This window comes from Haloferax chudinovii (assembly GCF_042663345.1).
Lineage (GTDB): Archaea > Halobacteriota > Halobacteria > Halobacteriales > Haloferacaceae > Haloferax > Haloferax chudinovii.
The window spans coordinates 81,198-100,568 of the sequence record NZ_JBHTAB010000003.1 but is presented as its reverse complement, the minus strand read 5'-3'; the positions used below and the strand labels follow the sequence as shown (position 1 = coordinate 100,568).

21 protein-coding genes are annotated in these 19,371 nt (G+C 67.8%); 11 read left to right on the top strand and 10 right to left on the bottom strand.

Annotated features, from left to right (window positions below):
• Positions 1-104: 104 nt before the first annotated feature.
• Positions 105-1,139 carry a diphthamide biosynthesis enzyme Dph2 gene (gene dph2, locus ACFQI8_RS08045; RefSeq protein WP_390243850.1) on the bottom strand — a complete coding sequence of 345 codons (1,035 nt, stop codon included), beginning with the start codon at positions 1,137-1,139 and terminating at the stop codon, positions 105-107.
• Between the two features lie 161 nt (positions 1,140-1,300).
• Between dph2 and ACFQI8_RS08040 the strand changes: the two genes are divergently transcribed.
• The 4 genes from ACFQI8_RS08040 (at position 1,301) to ACFQI8_RS08025 (ending at position 3,737) form a co-directional block, all read left to right on the top strand.
• Positions 1,301-1,954, top strand: coding sequence for an alpha/beta hydrolase (locus ACFQI8_RS08040; RefSeq protein ID WP_390243849.1), 654 nt, complete (start codon positions 1,301-1,303; stop codon positions 1,952-1,954).
• Positions 1,955-2,031: 77 nt separating this feature from the next.
• Positions 2,032-2,406: a YlbF/YmcA family competence regulator gene (locus ACFQI8_RS08035; RefSeq protein ID WP_390243848.1), complete on the top strand. Its 375-nt coding sequence runs from the start codon at positions 2,032-2,034 to the stop codon at positions 2,404-2,406.
• 63 nt (positions 2,407-2,469) lie between these two features.
• The gene (locus ACFQI8_RS08030) at positions 2,470-3,087 is read left to right on the top strand and encodes a MinD/ParA family ATP-binding protein (RefSeq protein ID WP_390243847.1); all 618 of its coding nucleotides are present in this window, start codon (positions 2,470-2,472) and stop codon (positions 3,085-3,087) included.
• Between the two features lie 26 nt (positions 3,088-3,113).
• Positions 3,114-3,737, top strand: coding sequence for an RAD55 family ATPase (locus tag ACFQI8_RS08025; protein ID WP_390244050.1), 624 nt, complete (start codon positions 3,114-3,116; stop codon positions 3,735-3,737).
• A gap of 33 nt (positions 3,738-3,770) precedes the next feature.
• On the opposite strand, the gene ACFQI8_RS08020 is transcribed toward ACFQI8_RS08025, so the two are convergent.
• Together ACFQI8_RS08020 and ACFQI8_RS08015 are read right to left on the bottom strand one after the other, a co-directional pair.
• On the bottom strand, positions 3,771-4,037 hold the full coding sequence (locus ACFQI8_RS08020) for a hypothetical protein (protein ID WP_390243846.1): 267 nt from the start codon (positions 4,035-4,037) through the stop codon (positions 3,771-3,773).
• 73 nt (positions 4,038-4,110) lie between these two features.
• Positions 4,111-5,043, bottom strand: a complete 933-nt coding sequence (locus ACFQI8_RS08015) for an FKBP-type peptidyl-prolyl cis-trans isomerase (RefSeq protein WP_390243845.1) — start codon at positions 5,041-5,043, stop codon at positions 4,111-4,113.
• A gap of 155 nt (positions 5,044-5,198) precedes the next feature.
• On the opposite strand from ACFQI8_RS08015, the gene ACFQI8_RS08010 reads away from it, so the two are divergent.
• The 4 genes from ACFQI8_RS08010 to ACFQI8_RS07995 are packed head-to-tail and all read left to right on the top strand — an operon-like array spanning position 5,199 to position 8,089.
• The gene (locus ACFQI8_RS08010) at positions 5,199-5,678 is read left to right on the top strand and encodes a hypothetical protein (protein WP_390243844.1); all 480 of its coding nucleotides are present in this window, start codon (positions 5,199-5,201) and stop codon (positions 5,676-5,678) included.
• A 1-nt stretch (position 5,679) separates the two neighbouring features.
• Positions 5,680-6,387 (top strand): DUF7546 family protein, encoded by a 708-nt coding sequence (locus tag ACFQI8_RS08005; protein ID WP_390243843.1) that lies wholly within the window; start codon positions 5,680-5,682, stop codon positions 6,385-6,387.
• Positions 6,384-7,805: a hypothetical protein gene (locus tag ACFQI8_RS08000; RefSeq protein WP_390243842.1), complete on the top strand. Its 1,422-nt coding sequence runs from the start codon at positions 6,384-6,386 to the stop codon at positions 7,803-7,805. The genes ACFQI8_RS08005 and ACFQI8_RS08000 overlap by 4 nt, the downstream gene beginning before the upstream one ends.
• Positions 7,802-8,089 carry a DUF7410 domain-containing protein gene (locus ACFQI8_RS07995; protein WP_390243841.1) on the top strand — a complete coding sequence of 96 codons (288 nt, stop codon included), beginning with the start codon at positions 7,802-7,804 and terminating at the stop codon, positions 8,087-8,089. Before ACFQI8_RS08000 ends, ACFQI8_RS07995 begins: the two co-directional genes overlap by 4 nt.
• Before the next feature lie 17 nt (positions 8,090-8,106).
• Here the strand turns inward: ACFQI8_RS07995 and ACFQI8_RS07990 are convergent, their stop codons facing one another.
• From ACFQI8_RS07990 to ACFQI8_RS07965, 6 genes are all read right to left on the bottom strand, one after another.
• On the bottom strand, positions 8,107-8,325 hold the full coding sequence (locus ACFQI8_RS07990) for a hypothetical protein (RefSeq protein WP_390243840.1): 219 nt from the start codon (positions 8,323-8,325) through the stop codon (positions 8,107-8,109).
• Positions 8,326-8,396: 71 nt separating this feature from the next.
• Positions 8,397-8,630 (bottom strand): hypothetical protein, encoded by a 234-nt coding sequence (locus ACFQI8_RS07985; protein WP_390243839.1) that lies wholly within the window; start codon positions 8,628-8,630, stop codon positions 8,397-8,399.
• A complete protein-coding gene (locus tag ACFQI8_RS07980) occupies positions 8,627-8,887 on the bottom strand; it encodes a cytochrome C oxidase subunit IV family protein (protein ID WP_390243838.1) in 261 nt (86 codons plus the stop codon). The genes ACFQI8_RS07985 and ACFQI8_RS07980 overlap by 4 nt, the downstream gene beginning before the upstream one ends.
• Before the next feature lie 10 nt (positions 8,888-8,897).
• Positions 8,898-11,459 (bottom strand): cbb3-type cytochrome c oxidase subunit I, encoded by a 2,562-nt coding sequence (locus ACFQI8_RS07975; RefSeq protein WP_390243837.1) that lies wholly within the window; start codon positions 11,457-11,459, stop codon positions 8,898-8,900.
• Positions 11,456-12,262 (bottom strand): cytochrome c oxidase subunit II, encoded by an 807-nt coding sequence (coxB, locus tag ACFQI8_RS07970; RefSeq protein ID WP_390243836.1) that lies wholly within the window; start codon positions 12,260-12,262, stop codon positions 11,456-11,458. The genes ACFQI8_RS07975 and coxB overlap by 4 nt, the downstream gene beginning before the upstream one ends.
• 328 nt (positions 12,263-12,590) lie before the next feature.
• The gene (locus tag ACFQI8_RS07965; RefSeq protein ID WP_390243835.1) at positions 12,591-13,106 is read right to left on the bottom strand and encodes a DUF6789 family protein; all 516 of its coding nucleotides are present in this window, start codon (positions 13,104-13,106) and stop codon (positions 12,591-12,593) included.
• 114 nt (positions 13,107-13,220) lie between these two features.
• Here ACFQI8_RS07965 and cyaB point away from each other — a divergent pair, with 114 nt between their 5' ends.
• Together cyaB and ACFQI8_RS07955 are read left to right on the top strand one after the other, a co-directional pair.
• Complete coding sequence (cyaB, locus tag ACFQI8_RS07960; protein WP_390243834.1) at positions 13,221-13,778, top strand: class IV adenylate cyclase; 558 nt, start codon at positions 13,221-13,223, stop codon at positions 13,776-13,778.
• Positions 13,779-13,904: 126 nt separating this feature from the next.
• On the top strand, positions 13,905-15,113 hold the full coding sequence (locus ACFQI8_RS07955; protein WP_390243833.1) for a methionine adenosyltransferase: 1,209 nt from the start codon (positions 13,905-13,907) through the stop codon (positions 15,111-15,113).
• 72 nt (positions 15,114-15,185) lie between these two features.
• On the opposite strand, the gene ppk1 is transcribed toward ACFQI8_RS07955, so the two are convergent.
• Positions 15,186-17,732 carry a polyphosphate kinase 1 gene (gene ppk1, locus ACFQI8_RS07950; protein ID WP_390244049.1) on the bottom strand — a complete coding sequence of 849 codons (2,547 nt, stop codon included), beginning with the start codon at positions 17,730-17,732 and terminating at the stop codon, positions 15,186-15,188.
• Positions 17,733-17,998: 266 nt separating this feature from the next.
• On the opposite strand from ppk1, the gene thiI reads away from it, so the two are divergent.
• The gene (thiI, locus tag ACFQI8_RS07945; RefSeq protein WP_390243832.1) at positions 17,999-19,174 is read left to right on the top strand and encodes a tRNA uracil 4-sulfurtransferase ThiI; all 1,176 of its coding nucleotides are present in this window, start codon (positions 17,999-18,001) and stop codon (positions 19,172-19,174) included.
• The last annotated feature ends 197 nt before the right edge of the window (positions 19,175-19,371 follow it).

The following is a 19,371-nucleotide window of genomic DNA, read 5'->3' as shown; positions in this document are numbered from 1 at the left end:
GAAATCGAACACGTTCGAGACGAGGCGCGACGAGAGAATCGAGACAGGACGCGACACCCGGCGGCGTGCGGGGCCGCTCAGAGGGAGTCGCGGAGCGTCACGAGTTACCAGGTGCCGTGGAACGTGTCGAATTCGAGGGCGTCGAGGGGTTCGTCGCCGACGGCGATGCGGTACTCCTGCGGCGTCAGCATCGGCTTGTGGAATCGCGGGCCGTCGTCGGTCGTGATGCGCGGACAGCCGGTGTTGACGAACGCGTCCATGTCGAAGTTCCGGAGCCTGTCGGGCGTCACCTCGTCCATCGTGAGGAGGTAGGCGTTGTCGTTGTCCTCCAGAATCTTCTCGGCGATTTCCATGCGGCCCTGGCCGATTTTCGTACAGAAGATGACGCCCCACTTCTCGGCGTCCATCGCCTTGTGGACCGAGGCGTAGCGCTGTTTCATGAACTTCCGCGTGTCGGCGATGGTGACGACGTTGTTGACGGGGTCGGCGATGACGACGTTCTTGTCCGGGTGTTCCATCGCGAGGCCGAGCGGGTGGAACTTGCCGCCGCCGACGTAGAGCACGTCGTCGGCCGGGATGTCCGCGGAGGCGTAGTTACAGCCGAGGACCTGCCCCTCGTATGTGAGGCGGTCGTCACCCTTGCGAGTCTGGACGGTGTAGCCGCGCTCTTCGAGCCAGTCGCACATCTCCTCGAAGCGGTTCATGTGCTGGGCGGTGGTGACGAGACCGACCTCGTCGCCCTCGATGTCGTCGAGGGCGTCCTCCATGATGGGGAAGGGGTCGACGTTGGAGAACAGCGGGACGTAGATTATCTTGTCCGACTCCTTCATCGGCGAGTGGCCGAAGTGGACGAACACGTCGGTCCGGCGCATGAGGTAGGTGTCGAGGTCGCACGCGCCGTAACACGGCTGGCCGGAGAGCATGAACGTCACGTCGTCGTCACAGAGCTGTCGGAGGTCGTCGGCGACCGCCGGACCGCGGCGCTTCAGCCCCTCGGGGAACTGGAGGCCGACGCGCTTGGCGTCGCGCTCTTCGACGGCTTCGACGATTCGTTCGAGTTCGTAGTCCCACTCCCGGTCGTGCTTCAGCGACATCCCGGTGTTTCGAAGGTCTCCCTCCGAGGAGGCGTCCTGGCTCATTGCCCCACTGTTGCGGACGGAGCCGTTTAACCACCGCGCTTCCCCACGAATGGGAGTTGCATACCCGCACGCGGGTCGGACTCGGTGGGGGGTCGACGGGGTCACCCGGTTACCCTCCCGTCACTCGGGGATTCAAGCCTCGCGGCGGCCTACCGCCGTGCATGTCAGACATCCCCCTCGAACACGTCCACGTCGAACCGGCGGAGCCGGGCGACGGACCGGCTCCCGCCGTCGTCTTGCTCCACGGCCGCGGCTCGAACGAACAGGACCTCCTGTCTATCGCACAGGAGTTCCCCGACCGCGTCCACGTCGTGAGCCTCCGCGCGCCCGACCGCCTGCAGGGCGGCTACACGTGGTACGAACTCGACCTCTCGGGGGGCGGCCTCCACCAGAGCCAGCCGCACGCCGAGCAGTTCGAGCGCTCGCGGACCCTCGTCCGCGAGGCCATCGCCGGCGCGGTCGAGGCGTACGACATCGACCCCGACCGAATCGGCCTCCTCGGCTTCAGTCAGGGCGCGATTACCAGTCTGTCGCTCCTCCTCGACGACCCCGACGACTACGCGTGGGTCGTCGCGCTCCACGGCTATCTCGCGGACTCGCACGCCGACCTCGACCCCGACGGCATCGCCGGCAAGCCGGTGTTCGTCGGCGGCGGGTCGATGGACCAGATTATCCCGGCCTCGCGGGTCGAACGCGCCGCCGACCGCCTCCGCGAACTCGGCGCGGACGTGACGGCGAACGTCTACGGCGCGCCCCACGGGGTCGGCCCGGACGAACTGCAGGACGTGGTCGCGTTCGTCGACGCCCACGTCTGAGCCCCCAGCGGGGCGGGCTCGCCGCTTTTCCTTCCCCGTTCGGCAGGTTGAAACCGCTCGCACCCCAACGCGCGGCTATGAGCACGCAGACGACGCGGCTCGAAGAACTCGGGCGCGAACTCGGCGAGGCCATCGCCGACCATCCGAAGTACGAGGCCTACGAGGAGGCGAAAGCCGCCGTCGAAGCCGACGACGACGTGCAGGAACTCATCACGGAGTTCAATCAGCTCCGCGAGGAGTTCAACGTGTCCCGACAGATGGGCGAAGCGACCCAAGAGGGGCTCCGGAAGGTCCAAGCGGCCCAAGACGAACTCCACTCCGAACCCGTGATGGAGGAGTACCTCCTCGCGCAGGCCGAACTCGTCGGCGAGTTAGAGAAGATTAATCAGGCCATCTCCGAGCCGCTGTCGGTCGACTTCGGCGGCGAGGCCGGCGGCTGTTGTCACGACTGAGGTCGGCTCGACGGACTCGTTTTCGCCGCAGGTTCAAGTACCAAGCCGGGGCCAACCCCGGCTATGTTGGCAATCGCGGGCGGCAAGGGCGGAAGCGGGAAGACCACCACGACCCTCGGATTGGCGAGCGCACTCGACGGCCCGGTGCTCGCCGTCGACGCCGACAGAGACATGCCGAACCTCCACGCGATGGCCGGCGTCGAACGGCCGGTGGACGCCGCCCCGGGCGCACCCGTCCGAGAGCCGTCGGTCCGCTCTCATCCGACTGACCCGACCGTCTCCGTGCTACCGGCACCCACCGGGACCGACGACGACGCGTTCGAGCGGTGGCTCCGAACCGCCGCGGACGACGAGCGGCGGGCGGTCGTCGACTGCCCCGCGGGGGCCGGCCCCGACGCCGCGGTCCCGCTCCGCGTCGCCGACGGCGTGGTCGTCGTGTCGCCGCTGTGCGCGCCGGCGCTCCGCGACGCCGCGAAGACGGCCGCGATGGCGCGGGCGCTCGGCACGCCGGTCGTCGGATGTGTCGTCTCGCGGTCACGAATGGCCCCCGAAGCGGTGTCCGACCTCGTGGGCGCACCGGTGCTCGGGACCGTTCCGGAGGAGTCGTCGCCAGTCCTCACTCGTCCAACAGTTCGGGCGGCGTACAGTCGAATCGCCGACAGGATTCCGGGGAAGAAGTAATATGAGCCACCGCCTAACGCATGAGCATGTCTCGACTGGCGACGGGAATCGACGTGCTCGACCGCCAGCTCGGCGGGGGCATCCCCGCGGGGAGCATCGTCCTCCTCGCCGCCGACCCGGCCAGCCAGTCCGAACTGTTTCTCCACGAACTGACGACCACGCGGGGGACGCTGTGGCTGACGACGGTTCGCTCCGCCGAGGCCGTCACCGACGCGCTCGAACGGAACCCCGGTCCGACCGGGAGCCCCACCGTGCGCGACGTGGGCGGCGACGCCCCGCTGGACGCCGCGAGCAGTCTGGTCCGCGACCTCCCGGAGGGCGCGAACCTCGTCATCGACGTGGTCGACGTGCTCGAACGGAGCGAGCCGCCCCGCTACCGGCGGTTCCTCAACGACCTCCAGACCCACATGGTCAACACGCGGGGGCTGACCGTCCTCCACGGCCTGAAAGGCGAGACGATTCCGGACAACCGCGACCTGACCGAGCACATGGCCGACGTGGTGTTCGACCTCGACACGAAGATAGACGGCTCGGAAATCGTCAACCGGCTCGCGGTCCCCAAGTTCCGCGGGGGGCGCGCGCTCGACGAGACCATCAAGCTCCGGCTGGCGGAGCGCGTCACCGTCGACACCAGCCGCGACATCGCCTGAGTATCGAGAATCGGTCCGCCCGGGGAGGAGCGCTCAGAACGCGAAGAACCCGAACGTGGCGAGCGTGACGACCGCGGTGAGCGCCATCCACGTCCGCGCGGACAGCGCCGCGCCGCGAGAAAAGACGGAGGCGAAGTACGGTGCGAGCGGGGAGAGGCGGTAGACGAACGGCACCTCGATGCCGACACCGTACTTGAGCGACAGGGTCAATGCGACGGTACAGAGCCCGGCGACGAGCGCGACTTTCACGTCGGTCAGGTCGCGGAACTGGTCCGTCGCGGCGTCGTCTGGCGAAGCCATGGCTACGAAGCGGTCGGAAGGCGAGTATCAAGAAGCCGCCGATTCGCCGGGAGAGCGAGGGCGGCGGACTCGCTTACTCTTCGTCGGCGTCGAGTTCCGCGGCGAGTTCGTCGGCGTCGATGTCGACGTCCTCGATTGCCTCTTCGATGTCGGCGCCGCCCGCGCCGCCCATCATACCGCCGAGGCCACCCATGCCGCCCATGCCGCCCTCGATGGTCTCCTGCACGATGACGCGGTCGATGTCCAGCCGCTGCATGATGTCCTGAGCGATCTGTTGCTTGGAGAACATCCACTGCTGGTTCATCGTCATCTGAGGCGTCGCCTCGATGTAGAGCGTGTCCTTGTCGACGGTGACGGTCTCCGTCTCGGGCTCGGCGTCCTCATCTTCGTCGTCGTCGGACTCGACGACCTGCTCCTCTTCGACCTCGTCCGTCTGAATCCAGACGTCGGGGGCCTCCTGGAGGTACATCCCGAGGAGACCGGAGGCCTGCTCCTCGCGGTCGTCGACGAGTTCGAGCACTTCGTACTCGTATTCGAGGTCCTCGCCGGCGAGGGGGTGGTTGAAGTTGACGCGGGCGCGACCGCCGATGATGGTCTCCAGACGGCCCTGGTCGCCGTCGATGGTGACCTGCGCGCCGGGGTAGCGGTCGTCCTCGTCGATCTTGTTGGCGCTGACCGTGCGCACTTCGTCCTCGTCGTACTCGCCGAAGGCGTCGACCGCCGGAATCTCGACGGTATCTTCATCGCCCGCCTCGGCACCGATGAGGGCCTCGTCGACCTCGGGGAAGACGTGGCCGGCACCGACGATGACGACGCGGGGCTCGAACTCGTAGCCCTCGACGTCGATCTCGGCCTCTTCGGCCACTTCTTTGTCCGTCGTGTCGACGACGTCGCCGTCCTCGATCGTTCGCACCGTGTACGCGAGGCGGACGAAGTCGCCGTCCTGAATACCGGACTCGACCTCTTCATCGACCTGCTCGGCCTCCGCCTGCTGTTCGTCGCTCATACACGCTACGTGACTCGTGCGACCCTTAAGAATCACGTTTCGCCGTCGCGACGCGTTCGAGGCGGCCGACCGCCGGGAACTCGACCCCGAGGGCCGCTGTGTGGTCGAATCGCTTATATCATTGTCAATAGTTATAGAAAACGAGGCGTGTTCACATGGCACAGACTGGCTTGTTCCTCGGGTTCGTCCTCGGCGTCGTACTGCTGGCGCTCACCGTGTTCCTGACCGGCCGCGGCTGGCGACACTACTCCGTCACGAGCGTGCCGATGCCGACCGGCGGCGGCTCGTCGGGGCGCGCGGGCGGAAGCGATACCGAGAGCGGAACCACCGCGCGTCGCTGGGCCGACGACACGACGGTCCTGTCGCTCGTCTTCCTCCTCGTGGCGCTCGGGTTCGGCGCGATGGCGGTGCTTTTCGTCGGCGGAAGCGCCATCCCCGAGGGCGTGTCGAACGCCGCGGGGCCGGCGCTCGGCGTCGGGACGCTCACCGTCGTCGTCGCGTACCTGTTCTACGGGACGTACCACGCCGCGCGGGGGCGCGGACTGACGCGGTCGCAGGCGACGCTCCTCGGGTCGTGGGTGCTCGGCCTGCTTTCCGCCGTCGGCATCGTGCTCAGGCTGGTGGGATTCCTCTGAGATGGCGACCTCGGACGCGGGGCGGCTGGACCCCCGACACGCGCCGCGGCTGTGGTGGCTCGCGGCGCTCTGTTGGGTCGAAGCGCTCGCCGTCGGGGCGTATCTCTCCGCCGCGCCGGAGCGCGTCGAGAGCCTCCGATACCTGTTGTACCCGCTCGTCTGGATAACCGTCGGCGCGGCGGCCGTCCTCTGGACCGACCCGTCGCGGGCGAGCCGTCGGGCGCGACTCGTCGCCGGCGCGGTCGCAGTCGCGTACTTCGTCGTCCTCGCGTCGCTGGCCGGACTGGTGTCCGTGGACCTCGCCGCGCTTCTCGGCGGGAGCCACGGGCACGCCGCCGCGCATCACCCGACCGGCTGGCAGTTCTCGCTCGCCGCGCCGGGATGGGGGCCGCGAGTGGGCTACGCCGGCGAAGTCGTTTCGGCGACGTTCGTCCCGTACCGCGTCGCCGGCTACCTCGCGCTCGCGTACCTCGTCTACGCCGCCGTCCTCGACGCCGCGAAGAGCGCGCTCTCGGGGGCGCTCGGACTCGTCTCGTGCGTCGGCTGTACCGTCCCGCTCGTCGGCGGCCTCGCCGCGGGGACGGCCGGCGGCACCGGCGTCGTGAGCGCGCTCCGGGCGCTCTCGGTCGATATCTCGACGCTGGTGTTCGTCGTCGCCGTCGCCCTGCTCGCGCTCGGACCGTCGCTGACGAAGCAGGCGCGGCGATGAGCCGACGCGCCGGGGACGTGGCCGGCACCGCGGTTCGGCGCGGTGCAGTCTGGACCGCGGCGCTCGCGGTCGCTTCGGTCGCTTTTTCGACTCCGGCGCTCGCGCACGCCGGCTCGCTGGCCGGGTCGCTCCGCTCCGTTCCGGCCCCGTTCTGGCTCGTCGTCGTCTCCGGCGGGGGCGTCGTCTGCGTCTCGTTCCTGCTGTCGGCGTTCGTCACCGACGACGAGACCCTCGACGCCTTCGGGCGCGCGGGCGTCCGAATCGGAGGCCTCGCAGGAGTCGTCGCAACCGCGGAGGCCGCGCTCAAGCTACTCGGCGTCGCCGCGCTCGTCCTCGTCGTCGCCTTCGGGCTGTTCGGGCCGCCCGTCGGCATCGCCAACCTCGGCGTCCTGCTCGTCTGGGTCGGCTGGTGGGCCGGGTTCACCATGGTCACCTACCTCGTCGGGAACGCGTGGGCGCTTGTGAACCCGTGGCGGACGCTCGGCGCGACGCTCCGCGACCGGGTTGCCGCGGTTCGCGGACTGTCGCGGCCGTACCCCGACCAGCTCGGGTCGTGGCCGAGCGTCGCCGGCCTCCTCGGACTCGTCTGGCTGGAGGTCGTCAGCCCGCTGGCGGTGAATCCGCGGGCGCTCGCCGCCGTGGTCGTCGCCTACAGCCTCGTCACCGTCGGCGGCGCGGTCGTCTACGGCGACGCGTGGTTCCGCCGCGCCGACCCCGTCGCTCGGGTGTTCCGGCTGTACGGCCTGCTCGCGCCGGTCCGGCGGGGCGACGGCGGCCTCTCGATTTCGGTTCCCGGCGCGGGACTGACGCGCACTCGCGAACGACTGGGAACCGACGACGTGGCGTTCGTCGTCGCGCTCCTCTGGGTGACGACGTTGGACGGCCTCGTCGTCACGGTCGCGTGGGGGCGCGCCCTCGACGCCGCGGGTGCGGTCCCCGCGTGGCTCGTGAACCTCGCCGGAATCGTCGCGGGCTTTCTCGTCTTCCTCGGCGGCTACCGACTGGCCGCGAGCGTCGCCCGCGGAACCGCGGACACGTACGTGACCGTCGGCTTCGTCGCCGGCTGGTTCGCGCCCGCGTTGGTCCCCATCGCCGCCGGCTACCACCTCGCGCACTTCCTCGGCTACGTCGTCGGACTCGCGCCCGCGCTGGTCGCGGTCGCGGCCTCGCCGCTGTCGCCACCCGCGAACCCCTCGGTGCTGGCCGCTCCGGCGTGGTTCGGCGGCCTCCAGTTGGCGTTCGTCGTCCTCGGTCACCTGCTCTCGGTGTGGGTCGCTCACGCCCGCGCGTTCGGCCTCTTTCCGGGTCGCCTGCAACCGCTCCGGAGCGAGTACCCCTTCGTCGCCGTCACGGTCTGCTACACGATGGCGAGCCTGTGGGTCGTCGCTCAACCGACGGTCGGAGGTGTCGCGGGGTGAGCCACCGAGACGCGGTCGTCGTCCCCGAAACCGCCGTCCCCGACGGCGAGACCGCGGCGGCGACGTGTCCGTACTGCGACCGGCCGTTCCGTCGGGAGCGACTCCGGGACCTCCACGTCGGCGACGCCCACGACGAACTGCGCGACGGCGAAATCACGGCGTACGAGGCGGCGGTCGAGGCCGAGGCCGAAGACCTGTTCGTCTACCACCTGAAGGTCGCCGGCGCGCTCGGCGTGGTCTTCACGGCGCTGTTCCTACTCGCGGTCGTCGGCTTCAGCCTGTGACGCGACGCGAGGGACCGTCAGGCGTGGTCGCCGCCGTGTTCGCCGTGTTCGCCTTCGGCGGGGTCCGGCAGGCGCATCACGACGCTGGTGAGGACGCCGACGCCCGCCAGCGCGACGACGCCGCCGACCACGACGAACGATTCGCTCGCGCCGACGGCCTCCGAGACGAGGAGAACCCCGAGTCCGAGGACGAGAGCTCCGAAGGCGGCCGCGAGGGCGACGGTTGTTCCTTTCATGCGTACCGTTACCACGCCGAGGTCAAAGAAGGTACGTCCGAGCGCGGGCCGGACGGAGGCGAGGCCGCCGGTCAGGCCGCGTTCTCGCCGGTCGTCGCGGCGACGACGACGAGCGCGAAGACGCCCACCGCGAGCGCGAGACCGGGACCGATGACGAGCGGGTCGGTGAGTTCGCCGGGGGCGACGCGGGTCATCATGACGGTCACGCCGACGCCGACGGGGACCGAAAACAGCAGGGCGTAGCCGACCGCGACGAGGGGTTCCCGGGAGCGCCAGCGGGAGGAGGAGTCGGCTCGCACGGTCACAGGAGCGAGTACGACGCCGCGAGGGTGAGCGCCAGCGCGGCCGCGAGGCCGATACCGACCAGATATGTCAGCGACCGCGGTTCGAACCGGAGGTGCTGGAAGTACGCCGCGACCAGCACCGCCTTCGCGGCCGACAGGGCGAGGATGACGCCGAAGGCCAGCCAGTAGCTCAGTCCCGCGAACTCGACCAGCACTTGGACGGTCGCCGAGACGAACAACGCCGCGTAAATCGCCGTATAGAGTTTCGTGGATACCATCGTTGTCACCTCACAGGATGTAGAACAGCGGGAACAGGAACAGCCAGACGATGTCGACGAAGTGCCAGTAGAGGCCGAAGTACTCCACCGAGCGGCTGTCTTCGAGGTACGCGCCCCGCCAGGCGCGCGCGGTCAGGTACAGCGCGACGAGGAGGCCCGCGATGACGTGGGCGGCGTGCAGGCCGGTCGTGAGGAAGAACGTCGAGGCGCGGACGTTCGTCGAGAGCCACAGCCCCTCGTGGAACAGGTGTTGCCACTCTAATCCCTTGTTGATGAGGAAGCCGATGCCGAGGACGAACGTCGCCCCGAGGCACGTCACGACGCCCCACTTGTGTCGCTTCTCGGCCGCGACGAGCGCGAGGACGACCGTGAAACTACTCGTGAGCAGGATGTAGGTGTTCACCAGCCCCGGAATCGGGTCGGGCGGAATCGGCTCCCAGCCGGTCCAGCCGAAGGCGACGCGGGTGAACACGTAGGCTCCGATGAAGCCCCCGAACAACACCACGTCGGACGCGAGGAATATCCACATCCCGACCTTGCCGTTGTCGATGCCGGCGAAGGGCCACGCCTCGCCCTCTTCGAAGACCGGGCCGTGAAACGGTTCGAGCCCCATGGCGACGAGCGACCCGAGAGTGACGACGCCGCCCGCGACCGCCGTGGTCGCGTAGGCGGCCCCGACCATCCCCTCGGGGAACGCGGCGTCTTGGAGCGATGAGAGGCCGAGGAGGACGAGGAACGCGCCCGCCGAGAGGACGAACGGCCAGATGCTCGCGTGGCTCGGCCCCTCGACTTCGGTCGCTTCGGCCGTCGAGAGCGCGGTGGCGACGGTCGTCGTCGCCGAGGCCGCCACACCGCCGTCGGAGACGGCCGCTCCGGTCGGCCCGCCGGAGCGGTCCTCGCTCTGTGCGACCTCGCCGATGTCGAGGAATTCGAGGTGTCCGTTTCGGTAGGTCGGCGTCCCGTCGAAGTTCTCCAGCGGCGGCGGCGACGAGACGGCCCACTCGGCCGTCGTCGCGTGCTCCCACGGGTTGTCGGGCGCGGGGTCGCCGACGAAGGCGCTCTTGAACAGGTTGTAGAACATGATGAGAAACGACAGTCCGAGGACGAACCCGCCGACGGTGGCGAGTTGGTGCCACGGCGCGAGTTCGGGCGCGTAGTCGAACACGCGGCGGGGCGTCTCCCACGCGACGAAAAGCGGAAAGTACAGCAGATTGAAACCGACGAAGTAGACGGCGAAGTGGAGTTTGCCGAGGAACTCGTCGTACATCCGGCCGGTCATCTTCGGGAACCAGTAGTAGAGGCCGCCGACGAGCGCCGTCACCCCGCCGACCATCACGTAGTGGAAGTGGGCGACGACCCAGTAGGTGCCGCGGAACTCGTAGTCGAGGACGACCGCGCCGAGGAACACGCCGGTGATGCCGCCGATGATGAACAACAGGAGCGCCCCGAAGACGAACAGGAACGGCGTCGTGAAGCGGATCTTCCCCTTGAGCATCGTGTAGATGAGCGCGAACACCATCAGGTCGAACGGGAGCGAGATGCCGATGGTGGTTATCATAAAGAGCGTCTTCACCTGGAGGTTGATGCTCGTCAGGAACATGTGGTGCATCCAGACGGCGAAGCTCTGGATGGCGACGAGCACCATCGCGAGGATGAACCACTTGCGGCCGACGATGCGGCGGCCGGTGAACGTCTGGAACACCTCGGCCATGACGCCGAGCGCCGGGAAGAAGACGATGTACACCTCGGGGTGGCCGAAGAACCAAAACAGGTGCGTCCACAGGAGCGCCCCCGCCGGCGACTCCATGGCGAAGTAGGTCGTCCCGAGCAGGCGGTCCGACGAGAGCACCAACAGCGCCGCCAGAAGCGCCGCGAAGGCGAACAGCATCATCCAGACCGTCAGGAGAATCGTCCAACTGAACAGCGGGAGGTTCCGGAGCGTCAGCCCCTCGGCGCGCATCCGGTGCATCGTCGTCAGGAAGTTGACCGACGAGACGGTGACGGAGGCGACGAACAGCACGAGCGCCAAGACGGCCGTCGACGCCCCCACGTCGGGCGTGAACGTCGGGACGTTCAGCGGGGCGTACATCGTCCACCCGCCGGAGAACGTCCCCCCTTGGAAGAACGAGACGCCGAACAGGATGCCCGAAAAGAGATAGAGCCAGTACGACAGCGCGTTGAGCCGCGGGAACGCGAGGTCTTTCGCGCCGAGTTGGAGCGGGACGACGTAGTTGGCGAAGCCGAACGCGAACGGCGAGAGGAACCAGAACACCATCAACAGCCCGTGGGCCGAGACGGTCTGATTGTACGCGACGGGCGAGAGAATCCCCTCGCCGAGCGCCCGCGGAGCGAGCAGTTGGACGCGCATCAGCCACGCGAGGACGCCGCCGAGCACGAGGAAGAAAAGCGACGTGACGACGTAGAGGATGCCAACGTCCTTGTGGTTCGTCGTGACGAACCAGCGTTTGATGCTCCCCCTGCCGGGGAAGTCGTGGCCGTGGTCGTCGCCGCCGCGGGCGACCTCGTGGCCGCCGTCGGCCGCGGCGTCCCGCTCGGGGGACGCGTCGGTCATGGCACCACCGCCGGCCGGAGGCTCGGTTGGGGTGCGACAGATTGGGCGACGGCCGATGAGGCGGCGACCGATCCATCGACGCTCGACCCGTTCGCGGTCGCGTTATCCGCGGTCGTGTTCGCGTACCACGCCTCGTACTCGTCGGGCGGCATCACGATGACCTCGGCGGACATATAGGAGTGGCCCACGCCGCAGAGTTCGTAACACCGCGCGGTGTACGTCCCCGGTTCGTCGGCGGTGAACCACGTCTCCGTCTCCTGTCCGGGGATGGCGTCGGATTTGACGCGTAACGCCGTGATACCGAAGTTGTGGAACACGTCCGCCGTGGTAATCGTCAGTTGGACGGGTCGGTCGGCGGGGACTCGAAGCACGCCGTCGGTGGTGTGGCCGTTCGGATAGGTAAAGCGCCAGCCGAACTGGTAGCCCTCGACCTCGACGTCGAGCGACTCGTCGTCAGCGGGGCCTTCCTCGACGTACAGGAGCGTCAGGTACGTCCACGAGACCAGCGAGACGACGATGACCATGCTCATGAAAAACGAGGTGAACAGCTTTTGGCCCCCGCCGCTCCCCGACGGGAGTTCCCCGAGGACGAGGCGGTTGCCCTCGTCGACGTGACCCTTTCCGGAGCCGGAGCGATACCGGTACGCGTTGTAGAGCATATACCCAACGACGACGACCCCGACGAGCGTCCCCAAAAGCAGGAACACCTCGAAGATGCGTTCGAAGACGAACGCGCGGGTCCCCCGCGGGACCAACCCCGACTGGAGCGGGAACGCGGCCGCCGGCATGAGTTCCGTGACCATTGATAACACCACCCAAATAAGATAATTAACGTTCGTGATGATTATTGTTTCGGAACCATCGGGTTCGGACGGTGTCGAGCGGCCGGTTCCGGCCGTTCACGGCGGGGCGAGGAGGAACGACGAAGGGGGGTGGGCGGGGGAGAAGAACGACGAAGAGAGGCTGACAAGAGGAGGCGGACGAGGGGGCGCGAATGAAAGGACGCGGACGAGGGACTCGGGAGACGGCAGTCGACGGCGACGGTCGAAAACAAAAGAGACGCTGGCGGGGCGCGAAGCGCGGACGACAGTGGGCGACGGCGAACAGCGACGACCGCGTCCGCAGTGACGCTCAGACCTCGTGTTGCGGTATTTCCGCGAACAGGTCGAGGAGGTAGCCGAGCGAGAGGCCGTACACCCAGTGGGCCAGAAGCGAGAACACGAGGAACGAGGCGGTGACGAACCCGTCCGCGGCCGGCCAGAACGCCGGCACGAAACCCACCCAGTAGAGCGTCGCGAACGACACGCCGCGGAGGTACGCCGGCGACTCCGGCGGGAGGAACGCGCCGACGACGACGAACGTCACCGGGAGGACGACCACCCCGCCGATACCGAAGAGGAACGCTCCGAGCGCGAACCTCGGTTCGTAGCCGAAGAACGCCGCCACCCCGGCGAACCGCGTAATCGGCTCGGTCGTGAAGAGACCGAGGAGTTCGGGGATGCCGACGAGGACGGGAAGCATCAACACCGTCCCGACGAAGCCGGCGGCCATCGCGGTGAGGATGACGTTCCCCGTGATTTCGTAGTCGGCGGTCTCGCCGGCGTGCTGTTCGACCGCGGTGGCCGGGTTCGGCGTCTCTTGGCTCATACTCCCGTCATACTACGGGTTCTTTCATGATAAAAGATAACAAATGCCACGATGCTGAGGAGTCGCCGGCGCGAGTCACCGACGTTTTTCCCCTCCGAACGCGCCCGTGAGAGCATGTACGAAGTCGAGGTCAAGGTCCGCGCGGACCACGACGCGGTTCGCGAGCGACTCGACGCGACCGAGGCCGAACGGGTCAACTGCGTCGCCCAGACTGACACCTACTACGACGCTCCGCACAGGGACTTCGCCGAGACCGACGAGGCGCTCCGACTCCGGCGCGAGTCGCGCTACGGGGGCGGCGAACTCGCCGACGAGGAGACCGTCGTCACCTACAAGGGACCGCTCGTGGACGAGTCGTCGAAGACCCGCCGGGAGTACGAGACCGGCGTCGAAGACGGCGAGACGATGGACGCCATCTGCGAGGCCGTCGGCTTCGAACCCGCCGCGACCGTCGAGAAAGAGCGCGAGCGGTTCGCCCTCGACGGCTACACCGTCTCGCTCGACTCGGTGTCGGGACTCGGCGAGTTCGTCGAGGTCGAAGTCGAGGTCGAATCCGGCGTCGACGACGCCCGCGAAGGGGCGTTCGCCGTCCTCCGGGAGCTCGGTCTCGACCCCGACGACCAGATTCGGACCTCCTACCTCGGGATGTTGCTCGGCGCGCCCGAGGAGTAGGCGGCCTCCCGGTCCCGCAGGCGTCGGTGCTCTCGGCAGATACTGCCCGAGCATACTCTCAAGTAATACGATGGTGGCCAAAGGTTTCCGCAAGTTATAGAACCGCCCGCCGGGTACGTCCCGCCAATGAGCGACCGAAATATCCGCCTCGAATCCGCCGACAAGCGCGCGGTCGAGGACCAGGAGGTCGAAATCGTCGAGCGAAAGGGTATCGGGCACCCCGACTCCATCTCCGACGGCATCGCCGAGAGCGTCTCCCGCGCGCTCTCGAACCTCTATCTCGACCGCGTCGGCAAGGTGCTTCACTACAACACAGACGAGACCCAGCTCGTCGCGGGCACGGCCGCGCCCGCCTTCGGCGGCGGCGAGGTCATCGAGCCCATCTATCTCCTCATCGTCGGCCGCGCCACGAAGGAGTACGACGGCGAGAAGATCCCCGTCGACTCGACGGCGCTCCGGGCCGCCCGCGAGTACCTCAACGAGAACATCCCCGGGCTCGACGTGGGAACCGACATCATCGTCGACGTGAAGCTCGGCGAGGGCTCCGGCGACCTCCAGGACGTGTTCGGCGAGGAGACCAAGCAGGTCCCGATGGCCAACGACACGAGCTTCGGCGTCGGCCACGCCCCCCTGACCGAGACCGAACAGATCGTCCTCGAAGCCGAGCGCGCTCTCAACGGCGCGGCCTACGGCGACGACCACCCCGAACTCGGACAGGACATCAAGCTCATGGGCAAGCGCGAGGGCGACGTCATCGACGTGACCGTCGCCGCCGCGATGGTCGACAAACACCTCGACGACATCGACGACTACGTCGCCGCCGTCGACAATGTGCGCGAGTTCGTTTCCGACCTCGCCACCGACTACACCGACCGCGAGGTCAACGTCGAGGTCAACACCGCCGACGACTACGAGGAGGGCTCTATCTACCTCACGACGACCGGCACGTCCGCCGAGCAGGGCGACGACGGCTCCGTCGGCCGCGGCAACCGCGCCAACGGGCTCATCACGCCGAACCGCCCCATGAGCATGGAAGCCACCTCGGGGAAGAACCCCGTCAACCACATCGGGAAGATTTACAACCTGCTTTCGACCCACATCGCCGAGACGGTCGTCGCCGAGGTCGACGGCATCCGCGACCTGCAGGTCCGCCTGCTCTCGCAGATCGGCCGCCCCATCGACGAACCCCACGTCGCCGACGCGAAGGTCATCACCGACGACGGCGTCACCGTCGCCGACATCGAAGACGAGGTCGTCGCCATCGTCGACCGCGAACTCGCGAACGTGACCGACATCACCCGCCGGACCATCGAGGGCGAACTCAGCACGTTCTGAGGCCTCGTCGCCCCGAAGGCCCGCGAAAACAAAGACAGAACACTAAACGCCGCGTCGCCCGCGAGGGCGACGCTACTCCTCGCCGTAGTACTTCTCGACCAGTCGCGCGGCCGCCTCGGCCGTCTTTCGGTAGTCGCGGTCGCCGTCCGGCGTCCGAACCGCGTACTCGTAGTGCCGACTGCTCGGCACGTACCACTTCTCGGGGAAGTCGTCGAGGACGCGCTGAGGGTCGCCGTTCTTTGGCGCGCCCGCGCCGGCCTCGACGGTGGGTTCGGTGGCGGATTCGGTGGCGGCGTCGGTTGCGGCGTCGGCGTCGCTTTCGTCTCCGACTCCGACTCCGACTCCGACGCTACCCCCATCTTCGTCCCCGTCCGCAGTCGCCGCGCCGTCTCGGGGGGTCATCACGGACGGGTCGGACTCCACGAGGAGCGTCTCGGGGACGTCCGGGTGCGACGCCGAGATACCGCGGTGGACGCCGGGCGTGTTCGACGCCGCGAGCGTCTGGTCCATCAGAATCTTCTGCATGCTAATCTCGTGGCCGTCGCCCGGGTTTCGCTGGTCGTAGGTGCCGTCGGGGCTCATCTCCCAGGCCTTCCGGTTGTCGGCGAAGCCGAGTTCGAGGACGAATCGCAACTGCTCGCGGATGTCGGGGTCCTCGACGGGCGCGATGGCCTCCACGCGCTTGTCGAGGTTGCGAGTCATCCAGTCGGCAGAGCCGATGTAGTAGTCCGGGTCGCCCGCGTTCTCGAAGTAGAAGATACGCGAGTGTTCGAGGAAGCGGTCCACGACGCTTCGGACCGTGACGGTCTCCGAGACGCCCTCCAGACCGGGGCGGAGCCGACAGATGTCGCGGACGAGCAGGTCGATGGCGACGCCGGCCATCGAGGCCTCGTACAGTTCCTCGACGATACCGGGGTCTTCGAGCGCGTTCATCTTGGCGACGATGCGGGCGTCGCGGCCGGCGCGGGCGTGTTCGGCCTCCCGACGGATGCATTTTGTGAACTCGTTTCGCATCGTCACGGGGGCGATGAGGAGCTTCCGGAACTCCTCGTCCAAGGAGGGGCCGGTGAAGAAGTTGAACACCTTCACGAGGTCCTGTCCGATGTCGCGGTCGGCGGTGAGGAGGCCGAGGTCGACGTAGCCCTTCGCGGTCCCGGAGTGGTAGTTGCCCGTGGCGACGTGGGAGTAGAGGCGGACGCCGTCTTCCTCCTCGCGGACGACGAGCGCGGTCTTCGTGTGCGTCTTCAGGCCGATGGTGCCGTAGGCGACGTGGATGCCCTCCTCTTCGAGTCGCCGCACCCATTCGAGGTTGTTCTGCTCGTCGAACCGCGCTTTGAGTTCGACCATCGCCGCGACCTGCTTGCCGTTGTCGGCGGCGTCGATGAGCGCCTCGATGACCTTCGAGTCCGAGGCAGTCCGGTAGATGGCGGCCTTGATGGCCAGCACGTTGGGGTCGTTTGCGGCCGCGTCGAGGAACTGCTGGACAGTGTCGCCGAACGAGTGGTACGGGTGGTGCAACAGCACGTCCTTGCGGCGAATCTCGTCGAAGATGGTGTCGCCGTCGTCGCCGGCCGCCTCGGGGGACGACGGGCCCGAGCCGATTCCCGCGTCGGTCGCGTCGAGGTCCGAAAACCGAGGATGGGGCTGGGGCGTCCACGACTCCAGCGAGAGGTCCGGGCGGTCGAGGTCCGTGAGGTCCATCAGTTCGCGGTAGTCGAGCGGCCCGTGGAGTTCGAACACCTCGCGGTCGTCGAGGTCCAACTGCTCGACGAGGAGGTCCCGCGCCGCCTCGGGCGCGTCCGCCTCGATTTCGAGGCGGACAACGGTGGCAAAGCGGCGCTGTTCGAGCACCTCCTCTATCATGTCGATGAGGTCCTCCGCGACCTCCTCGTTCCGGCGGACCTCGGCGTTCCGCGTCAGCTTGAACACCGCGGTGTCGACGACCTCGACGTTCGGGAACAGCAGGTCGAGGTTGGCGCGGATGACCTCCTCCAAGAGGACGTATCGAACCTCGTCGCCGTCGGTGTCGACCTCGACGAGCCGCGGGCGGTTCTGCGGAATCTTCACCCGCGTGAACGTCTGGTCGCCGTCGTCATCGCGGGTGACGACCGCGAGCGACAGCGAGAGGTTCGAGATGAAGGGGAACGGGTGCGCCGGGTCGAACGACAGCGGGGTGAGCGTCGGGAGCACCGAGAGTTCGAAGTAGTCGCGCATCTCCGCCCGCTGGTCGGGCATCAGCTCGTCGTAGTCGCAGATGCGGATGCCCTCCTCTGCGAGCGCCGGCCGAATCTCCTCGCGGTAGCACGCGGCCTGTCGCTCGAGCATGGGGCGGGCCTTGTCGATGGCTTCTTCCCACTGCTCGAGGGGCGTCCGCCCGTCGGTCGTCTGCTCGGTCACGCCGGCGTCTATCTGCTGTTTCAGCCCGCCGACGCGCTTCATGAAGAACTCGTCTAAGTTCTTCGTGAAGATGGAGAGAAAGCGGACCCGTTCGAGAAGCGGGTTCCGGTCGTCGAGGGCTTCGTTGAGCACGCGAGACTGGAACTCCAGTTCGCTCAGCTCGCGGTTGAGGTAGTACTGCGGGTCGGTGAGGTCGATGTCGGCTGGCGACTCGTCGGTCATTGGCATCGAGTGAGCGTCAAGTGGACGTCAGGTGGGCGTCGGGCGAGCGTCGAGCGCGGCGGCGGCGGGTTGGTTAGCGGTCGTACGAGTCAGAAACGGCGTGAAATCTATTAAGTAGTTTATATTGTTTCGCCGTCTGTCTACAGTTCAGTAAATTGTTCTATTTACAAATATATAACACTAATAGTAGCGGACAGCACCGCTCGGCGGGTTCGGACACCCCCTCGAAACGAGACGCTGAAGGGTGCCGCCGGAGAACGTCGACCGTGAATCAGACGGCGCACGTCGTCCTCGTCGGCTACGGCGAGGTGGGCACGAAGAGTTCGAGCGTCCGGGCGAAGATGGAGGCCAGACTGCGGACGAACCTCCAAGCGGTCCTCGACGACCGCTCACTCGCTGGCCGCGTCGAGCGGGAGTGGTCCCGCCTGCTCGTCCGCGACGCGGCCGACGCCGACGCCGTCGCGGCCGCCTGCGCCGAGGTGCCGGGCGTCGTCTGGGCGCGCCCCTGCGTCGCCTGCGACCCCGTCCTCGACGACATCGTCGAGACCTGTCGGACCCTCGCGTCCGACCACCCCAACGGGGCGGCGTTCGCCGTCGACGCCGACCGCGTCGGCGACGCCGACCGACACGCGTTCAGCAGTTCCGACCTCGAACGCGAGGCCGGAAGCGCCGTCGTCGAGGCGACCGGCGCGCCCGTCGACCTCGACGACCCCGACCGAACCTACCGAATCGAGTGCCGCGAGGAGACGGCGTACCTCGCCGTCCGGCGCTTCGAGGGGCCGGGCGGACTCCCGCTCGGGACGCAGGGACGGGCCGTCTCGCTCGTCTCCGGCGGCATCGACTCGCCGGTGGCGACGTGGGAGCTGATGCGCCGCGGTTGTGAAATCGTCCCCGTCTACGTGGACTTGGGCGACTACGGCGGCGCGGACCACCGCGCGCGGGCCATCGAGACGGTGCGAACCATCGCCCGCCGCGCCCCGAACGCGGACATGCGAGTACACGTCGTCCCGGCCGGCGACGTGGTCGAGCGACTGATGGACACCGTCGATGACACCCGGATGCTCTCGTTGCGGCGCGCCATGCTCGCCATCGCCGCCGAGGTCGCCACCGACGAGCACGGCCACGCTATCGTGACCGGCGAATCGCTCGGCCAGAAGTCGAGCCAGACCGGCGAGAACCTCGCCGTCACCGAGGCCGCGGTCGGCTACCCGGTCCACCGCCCGCTTTTGACCCGCGACAAGACCGACATCGTCGCGGCCGCCCGCGACCTCGGTACCTACGACGACTCGACGCTCCCCGTGGGGTGCGAGCGCGTCGCGCCGAGTTTCCCCGAGACGAACGCCTCGCTGTCGGCCGTCGAGGCCGCGGAACCCGACGACCTGTTCGACCTCGCGGTGGAGGCCGCCCGGGAGCGGGTGGTCGTCTCGCCGGACGGCGAGTGAGGCCGGAACCGATCGGCGGCCGTCGAACGCGCACCCGGAACCAGAACCCGGAGCGCGGCCGCCGCCAGACGCACCGTGGTGCGGTACCGACGTCCACACGAACCGTGCAAGCGACAATCATATTCTCGATTCATCGACCGTTTAGATTCCTTTCTGATGAACAATTGTACAAAAATGGATTTATCTACCGTGAGCAC